Source organism: Bifidobacterium reuteri DSM 23975 (assembly GCF_000741695.1).
In the GTDB taxonomy this organism is placed as follows: Bacteria; Actinomycetota; Actinomycetes; order Actinomycetales; family Bifidobacteriaceae; genus Bifidobacterium; species Bifidobacterium reuteri.
On sequence record NZ_JGZK01000010.1, the window covers coordinates 42,003 to 59,936 of the forward strand.

A 17,934-nucleotide genomic window follows, 5' to 3' on the forward strand; every position below is an offset into this window, starting at 1 on the left:
ATGCGGTGAAGCGCACGGTGTAGGTGCGGGTCTGGGCCGGGTCATCCTTGGAGGCGACGGTCACGATCGCGCGGGCGGTGTTGACGTCCACGGTCACGGTCGTGTGCTCGGGGTCGGCGGCCACGGCCTTGACCGTAGGCACCTTGCCCCATGCACCGGTATCCACCGTGTAAGTGGTGGTTCCGCCGTTGAATCCGGCCACCGCAGCACCGTTGACCTCAATCGAAGCGAGGTTGAGCGGGTTGTCTGCGGACTGATCCCAGTAGCTCACATCCCAGCCGTCACCATACGTGGCGGGATCCTGGGTGGCGGGGTTCTGCATGGTCAGCGCACCGGTGGTGGCGTTGATGGAGATCGGCAGCCAGACATACGTGGAGTTGGACTTGCCGGAGTCCCAACGGTCACCGATGTAGATGAACTTGCCAGGCTGGATCTGGAACACGGACGCGGTCTGCGAGCCGAAGGTGGAACCACGGGTGTCGCCCACGGAAAGAAGGCCATCGGCACCCTCCGGCAGGCTGCCGAACGCGGTGTTCTCGTACTGGTCATCGGCCTGGACGCCGCGAATCCATGCGCCGAACACCGAGTCAGACGTGTAGTACGTCTGCTTGTTCGGGGCCCAGCCGGTGGCACCGGAGGCGATGATGTAGTACTTGCCGTTGTTCTTGAACATGGCCGGTGCCTCGAGCATGCCGCGATCCTTGACGATCACGAAGTCCTGCCCGGCGACCGGAGCGCCCTCGCCGCCGTCAGCCAGCGTGTATGGATACTCGCCGGATTCGGAGTACTGCAGGTCCGCATCGGCCACCTTCGACGTGTCCTTCGTGGTCTTCACCACGTTGGTGTAGTCGTCGTTCAGCTTGGCGATGTACAGCGTACGGTTCTCCTCCGAGGAGTAGATGAGGTACGCGGTGCCGTCGTCATCCTGGAACACGGTCATGTCGCGAGAGCCACCAGGTACTGCGTTCTTGTGGCCGGTCTTGTAATCCTCGCGGTTGGGCAGACGGTATGCGCCGGTCAGCTTGAACGGACCGGTGGGGGAGTCGGATACGGCCACCGCGGCGAGCGAACGCTCGTAGTTGGCGGTCGAGCCCGCAGTCTTGGTGCCGTCCGCGTGCCACCACATCACGTACTTCTTGGTCTTGGCGTTGTACAGCACCTTCGGACGCTCGAAGATCGCGTTCGCGGTGTCCTTGACGCCATCGCCGTCCACGTCGGTGTTGGTGTTGAGGTAGAAGGCGAGCTTCTTGGCCTTGGCCTCGTTTACCTTGCCGTCCGCATCCTTCAGGCCGTACAGGTCGGTGAAGTAGCTGTCGTCGGTGAGCTCGCATCGTAGTAGATGGAGCGCATCGCAACGCCCTTGTCTACCCAGTTCATGGCATCAGTGGAGCGGTAGACGTGCACGCCGTGGGAGTTGTAGTAGCCGGAGGAACGGTCCTCGCCGTACCAGTAGTAGACGGTCTGGCCGTTCTCCTGGACGGTGATGACCTGGCCGCCGTGGGCCTGAATGTGGCTGCCGGTGGTGGCGTCATCGGAGTCCTTGGCGTACCAGAGCGGCTGGAAGTAGTTCTTGTCCTTGGTGCCCGGGTCGGCGATGGCCTCGAACTTGGTGTAGTTCGGAACCTGATCCGTGGTGGGCACGTCGGTGGCCGGCGGGTTCGGCTTGGTGGTGCCGGAGTCGAGCGGCAGGGTGACGTCGAGCGTCGGGGCCTGATCGGCCTTGGCGCCATAACGGCCTTCGGCGGCCCCCTTCGTGTTCACGAAGTACAGCTCGTCGTTGGCGAATTTGCCACCCACGGCCAGCGTGAGCGTGGTCTTGCCGGCTGCCAGCGCATCCTGCACGGCCTTGGTCACGTCAACAGTGACCGTGGTGCCGAGCACGGAACCGGGCACGTCGTTGCGGACTTCGTTGTTGCTGTTGTCGAACGCGGCGGAGGCGGTGGTCGCATCGTCGGCAGCGTCGAAGTTCGGGCGGGTGTTCCAGGTCATTCCGGACAGCGTGCCGTCGAACGCGGTGCCGTCAAGACGCTTGTCGGCGTTGACCGGGGTCACCGTGATCTGCTCGTCCGCACGGTTCGCGGTGTCATAGCGGCGGCCGATCAGCGTGAGCTTCAGCTGCGCCAGCGACGGCGTCTTGCCGTTGAACTGGCTCAGATCGAACTGCACGAAACCGAGCTTCACATCAGTGCCGTCGCCGGTGCTGGTGCTCTTGTTCTGCTCGCCCAACAGGCCCTTGCCGTCGGCGTTGCGCACGGCGAAGTAGCCGTCGGTCTGCTTCTTGACCGGGTTGGTGCTGTAGTCGTTGTTCTTGTTTGACTTCCAGGACGCCACGTAGGCGTCGCCAGAAGCGGCCACGGACTTGACTTCGGACTTGGAGGAGATCACCTTGACGGTGACGGTCTTGGTGGTGGCGTCGTAGTCGCCCGCCTGGGCGCCGGCGTCGGCCGCGGTGAAGGTCACCGGGTATTCGCCGATCTGCTCTTCGGTGGGGGTCCACTCGAACTTGCCGGTCGCGGCATCGAACGTCGCGCCCTTGAGCCCGCTCAGGTCGGAGACCGTAAGCTTCACATTGTCGCCGTTCTCCACATCGGGGTCGGAGACCGTGACATCGAAGCTAAGCTTCTCATCGCTCTTGGCAGTCACGGTGTCGGACTCGGGAGCGGTGAACGTCGGTACGGTGTTCTGCTTGACGCTCTGGGTCTTGCCGTCCGCGTCGGTGTAGGTGTAGGCCAAGTTGGCCACGGAGTCGTTCTTGGTGAACTTGGCCATGTTCGTGTACTGCACCTGTTTGCCGCCCACGTACAGGTTGTTGACGGTGGCATCGGTGATATTGTTCAGCGCGAAGCCGGCGTTGGCGTTGGAGAACCACGTGTTGTCGATGGTCACCTTGGCGATGGGCAAGCGCTCGACGTTGTAGTCGGCGTTGCTGCCGTCCGGGTTCGGGCGATAGCCGTTCTGCTGCTGATCGGCTGACTTGACGGTCGCCTTGCTGGAGCCGTCGGCACCGTTGATGTCAAAGTTCGTACCAACGCGCGAGGTGTCGAACGAAGAGTCCTTGATGACGATGTTCTCGTAGCGCGGGTAGATGTCGGTGTGGTTCTGGATGGTGATGGCGCGACCACCGCCCTTGAAGCCCAGCGAGTTGAAGTTGTTGAACGTGTAGTTCTTCAGCTGGTAGCCGTGGGCCTCATGGCCGAGCCGGATGCCGTTGCCGCCGGAGAACGACCAGCCCAACGTGTTGTTGAGCGTGATGTCGTGGCTGTCGGCGGTATCCCATGCGTCGTTGCCGATGCCGTGGGATTCCACGAACGCGTCGTAGCCGCCCACCGCGTTGTCATAGCCCTGGATGTTGGGGCTGTCGGTGTTGAACTTGAACATCTTGTTGTACAGGTCCGGCTTGTCCGGCTGGAACCAGCGGCCTGGGTTGTAGTGGCCGGAGGCGAAGGTGTCGTCGTTGCCGAAGGTCAGGGCGCCGTTGACGGTGAGGTTCTGGCCGGACGCGAAGTCCATGCCGTCGCCCCAGCTCATCTCGTACGGGGTCAGGCCCTTGATGTTGTTGAACGTCACGTTCTTGGCGGTGTGAGTCTCCCAGTTCCACTGCTTGGCGCCGCGCATGTAGGTGTCGTTGAACACGATGTCGCTGGACTGCACCACCATCACACCGGCCTGATGCTGGCTGTTGTAGGCGTCGTTCTTGTCGCCGGAGGTGTTGCCGTTCTTGTCGGAGTAGTTCTTCGCGCCCTGGCCGTCGTAGATGCCGCGGCCGGAAAGCTCGATGTTCTTGGAGTTCCAGATGCCGATGGCCGGCTCCTGGGCCTCGCGGTAGGGCTGCACGTGGTTCTTGAGCAGCGCGCCCTCATCGGCGTAGATCTTGAGCGTGCCGCCCTTGACCTTGCTGCCGTCGACGCCGTTGATGTCAAGGCCGCCGTACGTGTACGTGCCGTTCGGGAAGTACAGGGTGTTGAGCGAAGCGCCCTTGTTTTCGATGAAATCAAACGCAGCCTGCAGCGCGTAGGTGGCGTCGTCGTCGCTCATGGCGCGCTGGTCGGGGTAGCCGACCTGAGTGACGGTCTCGGATCCGCTGACGACGGTATCCTTCTCGGCGGCGTCGGTGACGACGTTGCCGTCCTTGTCCTTGCCGTAGATGATGCGGCCTTCGGAGGTGACGCCGGTGGCGGTCTGGCCGCCGACTTCGGTGCCCTTGCCGTCATTCCACAGCGAGGTGTGGTGGGAGGCGATGGCCTCCTGCTTCTTCACCGTGGTCTTGCCGTCAGGCAGCGTGGTGCCGGCCTTGGATTCGAGATACTGCTTGGCGAAGGTCTTGAAGTTGAGCACGCCGGTGGCCTCGTTGTAGCCCCAGGCCTGCTCGTCGGCGCTGGTGCCCGCCTCGGCGCTCGGTGCGGCGCTCTTGTCTTCAATGGTGTCGTTGATCAGCGCGAGGTACGGCTGGCCCTTGGCGTTGACCGTGTCGCCGCTGTTGATCATCACCATGGCGGAGAACAGGCTGGACTCCATCTTGAAGGTCAGGGTCGTCTTGTCGGCGCTGACTTCGTACTTGCCCACGTAGTAGCGCTCAGGGTAGATGTTGACCTTGTCGATCTTCTCGCCGTTGATCATCGTGACCTTGACCACCGGCGTGCGCGAGCTGGACGCGAAGCTCGCGATGTCGAAGTTGTGGCCCTTGGCCGTGTACTGCACGGCCTCCACCGGGGTGTCGTTGATGGTGACCTGGTACTTGTCCGAGGCCACATCCGGCGTGTCGGTCTTGTTGCCGAGCACGTCGGTGCCGGCACCGGTGGCCGCATAGGTCTGGACTGTGCCGTCATCAGTGAACGTCGGCTCCGCTGCTGCGGCCGTCTGTACCCCCAACGGCACGATGGTCAGCAGCATGGCCGCACTGGCAATGGCCGCCATGGCCTTGCGCAGCGTCGGCTGAGAAGCCGATGTCCTCTGGGATTCAGAGGGTGTTATTCGCTTCATTGCACTCCTTGGTTTCTTTCCTTCGGGATTCCTCCTGATGAACCCCATGCAAGGATCACGAACGCCGTGACCGTTTACACGCTCCTTAGCATACACTATTTTGTAAGCGCTTAGAATATTGGGAGTACAATGACTGTAAGCACTTACGGAAACTGTGGGTAGAAACTGGGAACCGTGAACGAAACGCCGACATCACAGTCACTTATCATGGAAGCGACCGATGCCGGCGTACAGCGGTGCCGGACCAGCCGACCCCGCGCCGCCGAGCTGGCCTGGCACCGGCATCGAGGCACATGCGTCAGTACCGGTGCCCGCAGTGCCGGTTGCTAACGCAGATACCACGCCGGCGTCACGGTGTCGGAGTCATTGACGCCGGCACAACAGTCAGCGCAACGGCATCCGACACCAGTACCATCAGCGTCACAATAGTGACGTCATCGGCACCCGTGTTCGGCAATGTCTCACGACACCAGCGCCACACGCCCGAGGAAACAGCAACGGCACAGGCAACAGCGTCCACTCACCGACAAGAGGCACACATGACCAAGCAACAGACAGACCAGCATCAGGCGGACGCCACCGAGGCTCCTGTGCCGCCGACGCCGGAGACAATCGAGCCTACAGCCGAGTCGGCGACTCCTGCCGTCGCCCATATCGAATCCTCACACCGCACGAACGCGGTGGACAGCGCGACAGCCGCAGCAGCAACCAAGCCATCAACACCAGCGCTATCGTCAACGGCACCATCAACACCGGCGGCACCATCAACACCGGCGGCACCATCAACACCGGCGGCACCATCAACACCGCAGCCCCCGCAAAAAGCCACGATCTACGACGTCGCCGACCGCGCCGGCGTCTCCTATGCCACGGTCTCCCGCTACCTCAACGGCCACCCCAACGTGTCCGCGAAAACCGCCGCGCGCATCGACAAAGCGGTCAAGGAAATCGCCTACATCCCCAGCACCAGCGCACGCTCCCTCGCCCAGCAGCGCACGCATATCATCGCGCTGATCATCCATGGCGCTTCCTCGGATGTGCTCACCGACCCCAATATCGCGCAGATCATGGCCAGCGCGAACGAACGCGTGACGCGCGAGGGCTGGCAGTTGGTGACGATGATCTCGGACGAGAACATCGCGGCGAACAATATCAAACAACTGGTGGCCGGCGGATTCGCAGACGGATATCTGCTGTACACACTGTCCAAGAACGATCCGCTGCTCTCGCTGCTCGCCGAACGGTCGCTGCCCGCAGTGGTGTGCGGCACCGGTTTCAACGAATCGATAGCCTGCCCCTCGGTGGATGTGGACAACCTCACCGCCATGAGCGGACTCGTGCGGTATGTGCTCGCGCCGAAGGGGGAGTTGCGGAGACGGAGGCCCGCCTACATCTGCGGCCCCTTGAACATGCCCGGCGCACCGGAGCGATTGGCGGCGTTCGTCAACGTGACCAGCGAGATGCTGCCGACCAGTATCGATCATCCGATTTGCTATTCGGCGGATTGGAGGACTACCAGCGGCGCCGATGCGATTCGCGAATGGCATGAATCAGGCGTTTTGGATGATGTGGATGCGGTAATCTGCGCCAATGACACGTTGGCAGTAGGCGCGATCCAAGAATTGCAGCGGTTGGGTAAGAACGTGCCCGGCGATGTGGCCGTTTCCGGGTTCGACAACAGCTCAGCCGCCACCTCCATCACACCGCAGATCACCACGGTCGACCAGCACATGGATCAGCGCGGGCTCATGATGGCCGACGTGGTCATCAAGGCGATCGGCGGCGAGCGGTCGCCCCGTGTGGTGCATATGCCGACGGATTTGGTCGTCCGCAAATCCGCGTGAGGGTTGTGGTTGTCCGCGAACCCGCGCGAGGTTTGCGGTTGTCCGCGAACCCGCGCGAGGTTTCTCGCCGCGGCAAACGCTGTTTTCCGCAACCGCAAACACCGTGTTCCACAGCCGCAAACGCCGCTCTCCGCAGCCGCTGTCTATTCGGAAAAACATGGTATACACTAGGTTTGTGACCGGTCACGAACCTAGTGAGCCGGAGCGATAAACTGCGTCACACTCAGGGTAGAGTGGCACACGCGGAAAGCGGATACGATGACACATATGACGACGGAGCGCAAGAAAGCAACGATCAGGGACGTGGCCCGTATGGCAGGCGTGTCATACGGCACGGTGTCCCGGTATCTCAACGGCAATGAACACGTATCGTCGAGCGCCGCCGAACGAATCGCCAAAGCCATCGAAGAGGCACAATATACGCCGAACAAGGCGGCCCGGTCGCTGGCTCAGCAACGCACCTCCATGGTCGCGTTCATCGTACAGGTGGAATCGATTTCGACACTGATGCAGGCCAGCGTCTCGGAAGCCATGGCGAACGCCAACCAGACCCTTGGCGAGGCCGGCTATCAGATGGTCACGCTGATCGCCAACAGCGAGGAATCGACCCAACGCATCGCGCAGCTGGTGCAGAGCGACTTCGCGGACGGCTACCTGATGTTCTCGCTGAGCGAGGATGATTCGCTACTGAACATCTTCCGCTCCGCAAACCGCCCGGTGGTGCTCTCGGAATCCAACTCACACAACACGACGCCATATCCGGCCGTCGATTTCGCCAATACCGCCGGCCAGCGCGACATCACGAACTATCTGATAGAGCGGGGATGCGCGAAGTTGGCCTACGTATGCGGGCCCGGGTATTCCCCCTCCTCGATCAAGCGACTGAACGGCTTCAAACAGGCGATGGGTGACCGATTCGATGACGGGCTCGTCTATTACGCCGACGATTGGGAGATCAACAGCGGCGAACTGGCCGCAGTCGCATTCCAGCCCCGACTCGATGAGGTGGACGCCATCGCCTGCGCCAATGACGACATCGCCATCGGGGTCATCAACCAGCTGCATCGTTTCGGCTATCGCGTGCCCGACGATATCGCCGTGACCGGCTTCGATGACTCCCCGATCGCCCTGATGTCCGATCCGAAACTCACTACGGTCCGTCAGGATTCCAGCCTGCACGGGCGCGAGATGTCCCAACTGCTGCTGAGCATGCTGCGTGGGGAGGCCGTGGACGACCACACCGTCACCATGCTCCCGACCACGATCGTCGAGCGCCAGTCGGCCTAGCGGAAATTAAGCAATGGCTGTCGGTTTTCTCCTTCAGGGACATGGATGATTGTCCCTGAAGCTGGGATTCGCCCTTTCTTATCCTTCCGGGACACGAAAACCTGTCCCGGAAGCGCAATACGGACCTTTTCGCGCTTCCGGGACAGATTCACCGGCTCGCCGCACCGCAACACGCACACAACCGCACCAAGAATCCTTGAAATTCCGCCATTCCTTCCACCCGCAACCCACGCACCAGACAGCCCGGAAGCGGAATTCGTGTCCCGGTACACCAAAAACAGCCAAACCGCACTTCCGGGACACGAAAACCTGTCTCTGAAGACAGAATCAGCCCCTCCCCGTCCTTCCGGGACACCTCCGGGACACAAAAGCCCGTCCCGGAAGCCGCAATCTGCACGTTTCTCTCTTTCAGAGACACGAAAAACGTCCCGGTACGCGAATCCGCCCGTTTCCCCGCATACCGGGACATTCTCAACGCCTCATAACCCGTAAGAACCGAATCCATGGCCCGCATCCTGACCGAGTCCCGGAGCCCGAAGCCCCCACCGAACCCAAAACCCGGCCACAATCCGGCATACTGTTACAGCAGCTCCAGCGTCACGTCGAGCTTCAGCGGCTTGTCCGCCTGCAACTGGAACTCGGGATGCACGGGCGCGCCCCAAGTGTCGTCGCCGCCGACGCCCATCTGGGCGGCGAGCAGGCGCAGGAACGTATGACGCACCGGCGGCAACTCATCGGCATGCGTGGCGTCCTCGAGCATCAGCGAGCTGTACGGCAGCAGGCTCACCGCGAACGGCGAGGCGTCCGGCCCGGCCGCCGTGACGCGCATGCCGCGGCCGTGCACATCGGTGATCTCGGCCCAGCGCACGCCCTCATGGTTGCCGGTCTCCTGCGGAATCAGGTACGGCGCGAAGTCCTCGGCCGCGGTCCGCTCGAAGATGCCGAGCTTGGCGCCATGCAGACGATCCGCATACGTCTCCTCGGGTCCCAGACCGTAGAAGCGCAGGTGATCGTACTGCGCCGGCAGCATCCATTCGAGGCCGAACGCCGGCAAGGTGGCCGCGTCCGCCTCGCCCGGGTATTCGGCGGTCAGGTGAATGCGCAGGGCCGCGTCGATCTCATAGCGCACCACAACCGGCGTATGTGCGGCGTCGGCCAGCTCATAGGTGTATGTGCCGGTCAGGCCGTCCACACTCTGCTCGATGGCGGTGTTCGTCACGCGCGCGTAGCGTCCGGCGGCGAACCATTGGGCGCGATCGAAACCGGACTGGTTGCCGCGATCGTTGTCCACCAACGCACGGAAGGTGGTCAGCGCGGGCCGGCGAATCACCATTTCGCGATCCGGCTCGCTGCTCTTGCCGCCGTTGAACCCGTCCGTACCGAAGCGACGGTACGATACCAGTCCGCCCGCGGTCTTGGACAGCAGCGCCTCGGCGGCATCGTTGTGGATGCCGGCGTTGAAGGGATCCTCGGCCACGACGGCCAGCGGCGAGGCGCCTGCAACCGAGCCGACACCAGCGCTCGAATCCGAATCCGAAGAATCCGCAGCACCCTCGCCATCCCCGAAGTCCATGCTCGCCACATACTGCCCGAACGTCAGCTCATATCCGGCCGGCGCCCAATCAGTAGCCGAAGCCAACCGCTGGTCGACCTCATACACGACTTCGGCACGGCCCGTCAGCGGCACCAGATCGGTGACTCGCGGGAAGTCGATCGGCAGACGCTGGGTGTCGCCGGCCGGCACGTCGAACCGGTAATCCGCATGCCACCGTTCGACGCCGTTCACCAGCACGCGAGCGGTGAACACATACCCTGCGGTGGAGATGAACAGGTTGTCATTGACGATGGTCACGCCGCTTTCGTCCGGCGTCAGGCGCACGTTGGCGTACAGCTGCTTGACCTCCTGCGCCTTGGGCGTCACACTACGATCCGCGAAGACGATGCCGTTGCCGGCGAATTCGTAGTCGGTGGGGCGATCGTCGAAGTCGCCGCCGTATCCAAGCCGCTCGGTACCGCCGCCGAGGTGCTGGAACAGGGCCTGATCCACGTAATCCCAGATGAATCCGCCCTGGTACTTCGGGTACTGCTCGAGCGCGGTGTACAGGTGCAGCCCTCCGGAGGAGTTGCCCATCGAATGGCAGTATTCGCAGGAGATGTACGGCTTCTGCCCCTCGCCGAACAGGTAGAGTTCCTTGATTTCGTCCGGCTTGGCGTACATGCGGCTCATGATGTCGGTCACGTCGCTGTATTCCGGCTCGTTGTACACGCTCTCGTAATGCACCGGGCGCGCGGGGTCGGTCTCGTGCACGAAGTCGCGCATGGTGCGGAACACGTCGCCGCCGAACGACTCGTTGCCGAGCGACCAGATCAGCACGCTCGGATGGTTCCAATCGCGGCGCATCATGCTGTTGAGGCGATCCACGCAGGCGGCCCGCCATTCGTCGCGGCTGCCGGGCACGGCGGTTTCCGCGTGGAACGTGCCGTCGCCGTACGTCCAGGTGCCGTGGGTCTCGAGGTTGGTTTCATCGATCATGTAGATGCCGTATTCGTCGCACAGCTCGTACCAGCGGGTCTGGTTGGGATAGTGGCAGGTGCGCACGGCGTTGATGTTCAGCCGCTTGAATTCACGGATGTCCTGCAGCATCACCGCTTCGGAGACCGTGCGGCCGGTACGTGCGTCGAATTCGTGCCGGTTGACGCCGCGGAACACGATGCGCTTGCCGTTGAGCTTCATCAGACCGTCTTCGATGGCGAAGTGGCGGAAGCCCACGCGCTGCAGCACGACTTCGATCACGTGGCCGGCGCCGTCCAGTGCGGTGACGGTCAGCGTGTACAGGGTGGGTTCCTCGGCGCTCCATGGGGCGACCTGCCCGACGTTCGCCTTCCATGTCACGACGGCATCGGGCGTGGCATCGAAGCCATCGTCGCCATCACCCTCACCCGAGGCCTCCCCGGCCAATCCAGCAGCGATTGTTGCGATGTCGGTGGTGTCCGAATCGTTCACGTGACGGGTTTCACGCCAGACCTCCGCGCCATCGGCGTCGCGCAGCACCGCTTCGAATGCCGCCGCGCCTGCGGCATTGCGCACGATGGCGTCGACGCTCAGCTCGCCCTCGCCGCTGACGTGGTCGTAGTCGGCGGTGACGCGCAGATCGTTCACATGCACTGCCGGCTGGGCGGCCAGTTCCACCGAACGGAAGAGGCCGTGCATGCGCCAGAAGTCCTGGTCTTCGAGCCAGCTGGCGGAGGAGTACTGGAAACAGGCCACGGCGAGGGTGTTCGCGCCCGGCTGCAAGAATGCGGTCACGTCGAATTCGCTGGGGGTGAAGGAGTCCTCGGAATACCCTACAAAGGCGCCGTTGAGCCAGACGGCGATGGCTGTGGATGCGCCTTCAAAGGTCAGGGTGATGGGGGAGAGCGGCTCTCCGGTTTCGCCGGCGCGTTTATTGGAGGCTATTGCAGCCGCGACTTTGGCTTCCGGCTCGAATGTACGCCGGTACAGCGCGATGTGATTGTGCTCGGGGATGCCGGGTGCCTCAGGTGCTTCATGGCCGGACCAAGGGTACTGCTGGTTGACGTACTGGTGATTGAGGAAACCTTTGACTTCAAGGCAGGAGGGTACGTCGATTGGCTCATATGAGGAGTCGTCGTACTTTGCGTCCGCGAATTCGGCTTGGGCCAGCGCATCGGTTCCAAGCTCGGCAAGATCGGCGATGGATACCAGCCATTCGCCGTCGAGGCTCTGCTTGAGATCCATTGTCTCGCCGGTGCCCGGCACGTGGTCATAGTACTTGTGGCTGGAATGCGCGGTCAGCCTGTTCACCGCGAACACGCGCGGATCGGCAAGCCAGACCGGATCGAATGCTGCGGCCGCCATCATTGAGCTGGTCATGTTACGTATGCTTCCTTTCACCGGCACCCCATAGTGCCTCGGCATTTGTTCATATCCTTTACCAATGGTACTCACACGTACTGTCCGAAGAACTGTTTGTGCTGCATCGTATTCGCAGAGATGACAATATGTTCGTATATTGGTGAGCAGGTAAGGAGTTTCTATGGTCACCATGAAGGATGTCGGACGCGAAGCCGGCGTTTCCGCAATGACGGTTTCCAACGTGCTTCGTGGTAATGATAACGTTGCTCCGGAAACCGCCAAGCGCGTGCGCGAGGCCGCGGACAAGCTGCATTACCGGCTCAACACCACCAGCCTGTCCGCGCGCAGCCTGCGCGTATCCACCAGTCGTAGAGGCAAGGAGTTCGGCACCATCGGACTGGCGATTTTCGAGCTCGACCAGCCGTATCCGTCGCAGCTCGCCTCGCTGGTTTCCATAGAGGCCGAGAAGCGCGGCTACCAGACGGTGGTGCAACAGACACGCATCAACGAGCTCAACGAACGTTCGATCATCGAGCGCATGTCCAACCAGTTCTGCGACGGGCTGCTGTTCAGCTCCAGCCGACTCTCGGCATACGAGATCGAGACCTTGTCCAATCATCGACCGACCGTGCTGCTGGACGATGACCGTCGGCAGACCGATATCGATACCGTGCTGACACCGTGTGAGGCCGGCGCGCAGGCAGCGATCACCTACCTCCACGGTATCGGGCGGCGTCGGATCGGCATCATCGGCGCCAATCCGGCGGTGAACGAGGTGTCACTCGAAGACAGTCGCATCACCAAAGGACGCCGTATCACCGGCTGCCGAATAGCATTCGAGGAGCTGGGCATGACGTGGAATCCCGCGCGCGTCATTCCGACTCCATGGAATAACGTGGACGCCCGGCAGGCCGTGCACACCTATGAATCGACGATCCGCGACTGCGACGCCCTGTTCTGCATGACCGACACGGTGGCGTTCGGCGTGATTCGCGGGCTCAAGGATATCGGACTCGATGTGCCGCGCGATATCGCCATCATCGGATTCGACGGCATCGCAATGGGGGCGTCCATGGTGCCGTCGCTGACCACGGTGGCCGTCGACATCGAAGACATCGCCCGGCGGTCCGTGGATCTGCTGATCAGGCGGATCGATGACGAACCCAATCTCCCCCATCAGCGCGTCACCGCGACATTCCACATCGAACGCCGCGAATCCGCCTGATATACGAAGAATGGCTCCCCGGTGAGGGAGAGCCATTCACATATTGTGCGTATTTTGCACTATTCGCGTACTCATTGGCGTAGGTGCTTACTTGCGCACGCACCTACCCACGTACCGCGTACCCGAAGCGTCAGTGACGCTGGCGGTTGAGCAGGAGGATGCCTCCGGCCAGGATCAGCACCACAGCCACAGCGGCCACGATGGTGACGCTGGAGCCGGAATCAGTCAGCTTGCCACCCTGATCGGCGGCGGGCTTCTTGTTCGGATTGGCGGTGTTGTCCTTGTCGCCACCGGGTTGCTGGCCGGGCTGCTGCTCGCCGCCCTTGGCCTTCACCGTCACCGTGAACGTAGTGGTGATGGTCTTGTCGGCCTTGAGCGTGAGCGTCACCGTCAGGGTGCCCGCGTTGGCGAACGGCTTGGACAGATCCACCGGCTGATCGGAACCGTCGAAGAAGGCGGCCGCCGCATACTCGTTGGCGTCCAAATCGCGCGTGGCGCCGTTGGAGAGCTGGGCGCTCACCTTTAGGCCCTCGTCGGAGAACGTCTCACCAACCGCATATTCGGTCTTGTCGGGGTTCTGGGCCACGCCGATGCCGGTGATGGTCACGTCCGGCTCAGGCGTCTGCTTGGGGGCGACCGTCAGATCGAACGTGGTCTTGACCTCGGGATTCTCCACCGCAGCGACCGTCACGGTCAGGTCTCCGGCCGGGAGCGGCTGAGTGAGATCGACTGCGTTGCCATCCTTGTCTGCCGCAGACAGCGTATACTCGCTGGGCAGCAGTTCGTCGGTGTAGTCGCCGGTCCACGCACCTTCCACCTTGAGACCGGAAGTGGCTGCGGAGAATAGGTCGCCCTCCGTGTACTTGGTCTCCGGGTTGACGGTGGCGGTCAGTGACTCCAGCGTGGGCAGCGGGTCGGCGGCCTGGAAGATCTTCACTTCGGCCACCTTCACGTACGGATAGTCGCTGCCGTTGTCCACCGGGGTGACGATCAGGCTGATGGCCTTGGTGGCGGGCAGTCCGCTCAGGTCGAGGACGGTAGGCTCGGCGGGCTTGCTGGCGTCAGGCTTGCCGATCAGATCGGTATCCACCCACTTGCCATCCTCGCCAAGGTACTGCACCTGGAACTGGGCCGGTGCGGCCTCGGCCTTGGTCTGGTCAACATAGAACTCCAGATTGCCGAGCTTGTACGCCTGGTCAAAGGTCCAGTTGATCCACGCCGGATTGGCCGGCACGTTCTCGGACTTGTCCTTCCAGTTCGACCAATTGGTGCCCAGATTGCCGTCGGACGCATCCGAAGCCTTGGAGGTGCCCCACTTGGTCTGCACGTCGGACGCAGCGGCGGACGAACGGAACTCGTATGCCAGGTTGGTCACGTTCTGCACACGCACACGGAAGCGGGTGATCTTGCTGCCATCCACGTTGAGCTTGACCGTCACCGGCACGACACCGGCCTTGGAGGAGTCGAAGCCAAGCAGGGTGTACTCGGACGGATCAAGCACACGGGTGGTGCCATCAGACAGGGTGGCGGTCACTTCCAGCCCAGCGGCGTCCAGGGACTCGCCGGTCTGGTAATCGGTCTTAGCCGGCTGCTTGGTCACGGCGATGGATGCGATGTCCGTCACCGGGGCGGCCGTTTCGACCAGCGTCACGTTGTCCACATAGGCAGTGGAGGCATCATCCAGATCAGGCTGTGCGATGTTGACCCACAGGGCGCTGTCTGCCGGCACATCCCACGGCACAGTGAACGTACCGCGCACGTACACCTTGTCGCCGCCATCAGCGGTTTCGGCGTCCACCGACTTGTTCAGCAGCACGGTGCCATACTGACTGAAGTTGCCGCCTGCACCGGAGCCTTCCTTGCGGGAACGGACGGTGGCGGTCACCGTGGATGGAGTCTGGTCGTTGCTGGCACCGGTGGTGACCCAGAATCCAAGTTCATAGGTCTTGCCGGGCTGCGCGGGGATGTTGCGCTGATCGATCTGCGTGAACGAGACGCCGTCGCTCTTGCCGAGCTTGGCGGCTCGTTCGCCGGAAACCACCGCGTTCTGCTGGTTGAGGTCGGAGCGGTAGCGCTTGATCTTGGCGTCGTTGTAGTTGTCGCGGTTCTTCGAATGGTCGCGGTTGGCCGGCGCCCACGGCGAGATGCCGTTCTTCGGCTGGCTGGCCTTGCCGTGGTTGATGCTTTCGAACGAACCGTCCCACAGCTGGTCGTATACGGTCGAGACGCTGATGCCGGTGACCGCACCGGACTTGCCGGTGTTGGTCAGGGTCAGCTTGGACACGTCGGACGAGGTGCGCACGTGCAGCACCTGCTCGCCTTCGCCGGTGGTCTTTTGTGCGTATCCGCGATCGTTAGCCAGTCCGGCTTCGAGCACGGCGTCACCGGCAGTGGTGGCCTTGATCTCCAAGGTGGCGTTGCCGGGCGCGTCGATGGTCACGGACTTGCCTGCGGACAGGTCCCCCACAGCACCGGTTTCGGTGGTATCGGCACCTTGGAAGGCACCCACGGCCGGGGCGGACCAACCGGACACCACGTGCTGGGTGCCATAGGTCTGCTTGGCGTGATCGAAGCCATGCGGGAAGTCGAGGGTCTTGAGCGCATTGTCACCAGTCAGATACTTGTTGCTGATGGCGAACGGGAAGCTGTCGCTGGCCATCGCACGGCCCTTGCCGGCTGCGTAATCGGTGGCCTTGGCGGAGTAGAGCGAGCTCAGATCGCCCTTGGCTACGGCCTCGAGGTCCAGTCCGGTGGCGGCGACATAGTCAGCCAGGGAGACGTACTGGTTGCCGTTCTCGCCGACCTTGGCCCATTGGGTCTGATCGCCGCCGACGTACAGGTTGCTGCCATAGTTGATCTGGAAGCCGTCGTCATTGATCTTGCTGTTCTGGTCGGTCAGCGTGGTGCCATCTTGCGCAATGATCACGTTGTTGTTGTACGTCACGCCGGCGTTCTGCGCATTGTTGGAGAACGTGACCTTCTCGCCCTTGGGCAGGATGGTCGTGTTGTTGTAATAGTTCATGTCGGTGATGCCGTCGAGCGTCACCGTGCGGTAGGTGTCGGTGGAGTCGTCCCGTGGCGTGGCGGCGACGCCGTCGTTGACGGACAGGTTGTATCGGAAGGTGCCGCCGAGAGCCGTGCCGATCTCGTCCGGATTGTTGTACCAGTCGGTGCAGGCGCACACGAGGGCCGCGCCGCCGGCGTTGTCATGGCTGTAGTTGTACTGGAATACGGTGTTGCGCGTGCCGTAGTCGAAGTCCCATGCGGTGCCGTCGTTGTTGCCGGGCAGCTTCTTGGTGTTGGTCACCTCGTTGAACTGGAACAGCGTGTTGTCGGAGTTCCAGTTCCAGATGCCGGCGTTGGAGCCCTGGCCGTTGACGCTTGCCGCGTTCTCCAGATAGTTCTTCTCCACCACTGCGCCATCGGACATCTGCACGACGATGCCGTCGCCGCCGATGTCCTTCAACGTGTTGGATGCGATGTACAGGTTCCTGTTCGGGGTCCACGGGTACTGGTCGCGGGTGGAGCCGCTCACGCCGCATTCCCAGGCCACGTCCTCGCGGCAGCGGAAGTCGGAGGACATGTTGATGCCGGATCGGTTCACGTTGGTGATGGTGTTGCCCACGATCTGCACGTCGTTGAACCAGGATCGGGTGGCACGGGAGGTATCGGACTTGACGCTGCCCTTGGTTTTGTCAGCGCCATCGACAGGGATGGAGCGACCGTAGTTCTCCAGCTGGATGGCCGCGGATCCGCCAAGGTCCTTCTGCTTTTCGCCGTAAATGTCGTGGATGGAGTTGTTGCGGATGATGATGCCGTTCAGCTCGCCGGCGTTGTCGTTTTCGGCGGTGATGCCACGGCGCATGTATTTGTAATAGTTCGCTTCGGTGTCGGTATTGGAGATGTCGAGGTTCTCCACGGTGATGTATTCGCTGTTGCGCAGCAGGACCACATCGGCCACGCCGGCACCGTCGAGCTTCGGTGCGGGGGCTGTGGCGTCGCCGTAATCGCCGATGACGATCGGAGCTTCGGCGGTGCCGCGCGTGTTCACGATGCGCAGGGCGGCTTTGATGGTGGTGCCGTCTACCGTCTGATCCTCACCGGTACAGGTGGTGCCGCGTTTGAACAGCAGTCGGTCGCCGGCCTTGAGGGTGACGTTGTTGGCTGCGGCGAATGAGTTGAACGGCTTGTCCTGCGTGCCGTCGCCATTAGGGGCCGCCTGGCAGTCGACGTAATATGAGGTGCCGGTGGCTGGGGTGTCTTGGGTCGTCTCGTCCGCATAGGCTGCGACGGTCGGCACCAGTGCCATACCGGACAGCAGCGTCGCGCTGGCGACTGTGCCCGCGAATAGGCGCCTTAGGGTGGATTGGGTCATTGAAGAAACCTCCTTGCTTCTTCTTCATTGATGTTTGCGCAATCAAACGAATGCGCACGCCATTTCTGGCTCCTCAATAGCGCCCGCGTCCTTCCTCGCAGTTAGGCGCACCGAGTTGGTTGTAAGTATAGCCACAATGCGTGACCGGTTACAAATTATGGCAAATATGCACGCGCGGGATGTTATCCATAATATTCCCATGGTTCCCGGCTTGATTATTCCCGTCAATACGATAATTCAGCAGCCATTATCCGTTGCTCACAGCGCCACAGCGGTCAAGATACCGACACCGCATCCAAACCACTGATAGGTATCCAAGCCATCACGGGCATACAAAAAGCGGCCCCGA

Annotated in this window: 5 protein-coding genes and 2 pseudogenes; 3 read left to right on the forward strand and 4 right to left on the reverse strand. The window is 62.2% G+C overall.

Annotated elements, in window-relative coordinates:
• Nucleotides 1–256: 256 nt before the first annotated feature.
• Both BREU_RS12720 and BREU_RS11320 read right to left on the reverse strand, forming a co-directional pair.
• Nucleotides 257–1,641, reverse strand: a pseudogene (locus BREU_RS12720) (glycoside hydrolase family 43 protein); the annotation flags it as partial.
• A 759-nt stretch (nt 1,642–2,400) separates the two neighbouring features.
• A pseudogene (locus tag BREU_RS11320) lies at nt 2,401–5,028 on the reverse strand (putative Ig domain-containing protein); the annotation flags it as partial.
• Between the two features lie 491 nt (nt 5,029–5,519).
• Here BREU_RS11320 and BREU_RS08535 point away from each other — a divergent pair.
• Entirely contained in the window at nt 5,520–6,824 is a 1,305-nt protein-coding gene (locus BREU_RS08535) for a LacI family DNA-binding transcriptional regulator (RefSeq protein ID WP_044089248.1), read from the forward strand.
• 258 nt (nt 6,825–7,082) lie between these two features.
• Nucleotides 7,083–8,111 carry a LacI family DNA-binding transcriptional regulator gene (locus BREU_RS08540; RefSeq protein WP_044089249.1) on the forward strand — a complete coding sequence of 343 codons (1,029 nt, stop codon included), beginning with the start codon at nt 7,083–7,085 and terminating at the stop codon, nt 8,109–8,111.
• A 580-nt stretch (nt 8,112–8,691) separates the two neighbouring features.
• Here the strand turns inward: BREU_RS08540 and lacZ are convergent.
• Nucleotides 8,692–12,003: a beta-galactosidase, LacZ type gene (gene lacZ / locus BREU_RS08545; RefSeq protein ID WP_238567041.1), complete on the reverse strand. Its 3,312-nt coding sequence runs from the start codon at nt 12,001–12,003 to the stop codon at nt 8,692–8,694.
• Between the two features lie 163 nt (nt 12,004–12,166).
• Between lacZ and BREU_RS08550 the strand changes: the two genes are divergently transcribed.
• Nucleotides 12,167–13,210, forward strand: coding sequence for a LacI family DNA-binding transcriptional regulator (locus tag BREU_RS08550; protein WP_044089251.1), 1,044 nt, complete (start codon nt 12,167–12,169; stop codon nt 13,208–13,210).
• Between the two features lie 130 nt (nt 13,211–13,340).
• Here the strand turns inward: BREU_RS08550 and BREU_RS11325 are convergent, their stop codons facing one another.
• The gene (locus BREU_RS11325; RefSeq protein ID WP_052382096.1) at nt 13,341–17,585 is read right to left on the reverse strand and encodes a bacterial Ig-like domain-containing protein; all 4,245 of its coding nucleotides are present in this window, start codon (nt 17,583–17,585) and stop codon (nt 13,341–13,343) included.
• Nucleotides 17,586–17,934 lie beyond the last annotated feature (349 nt).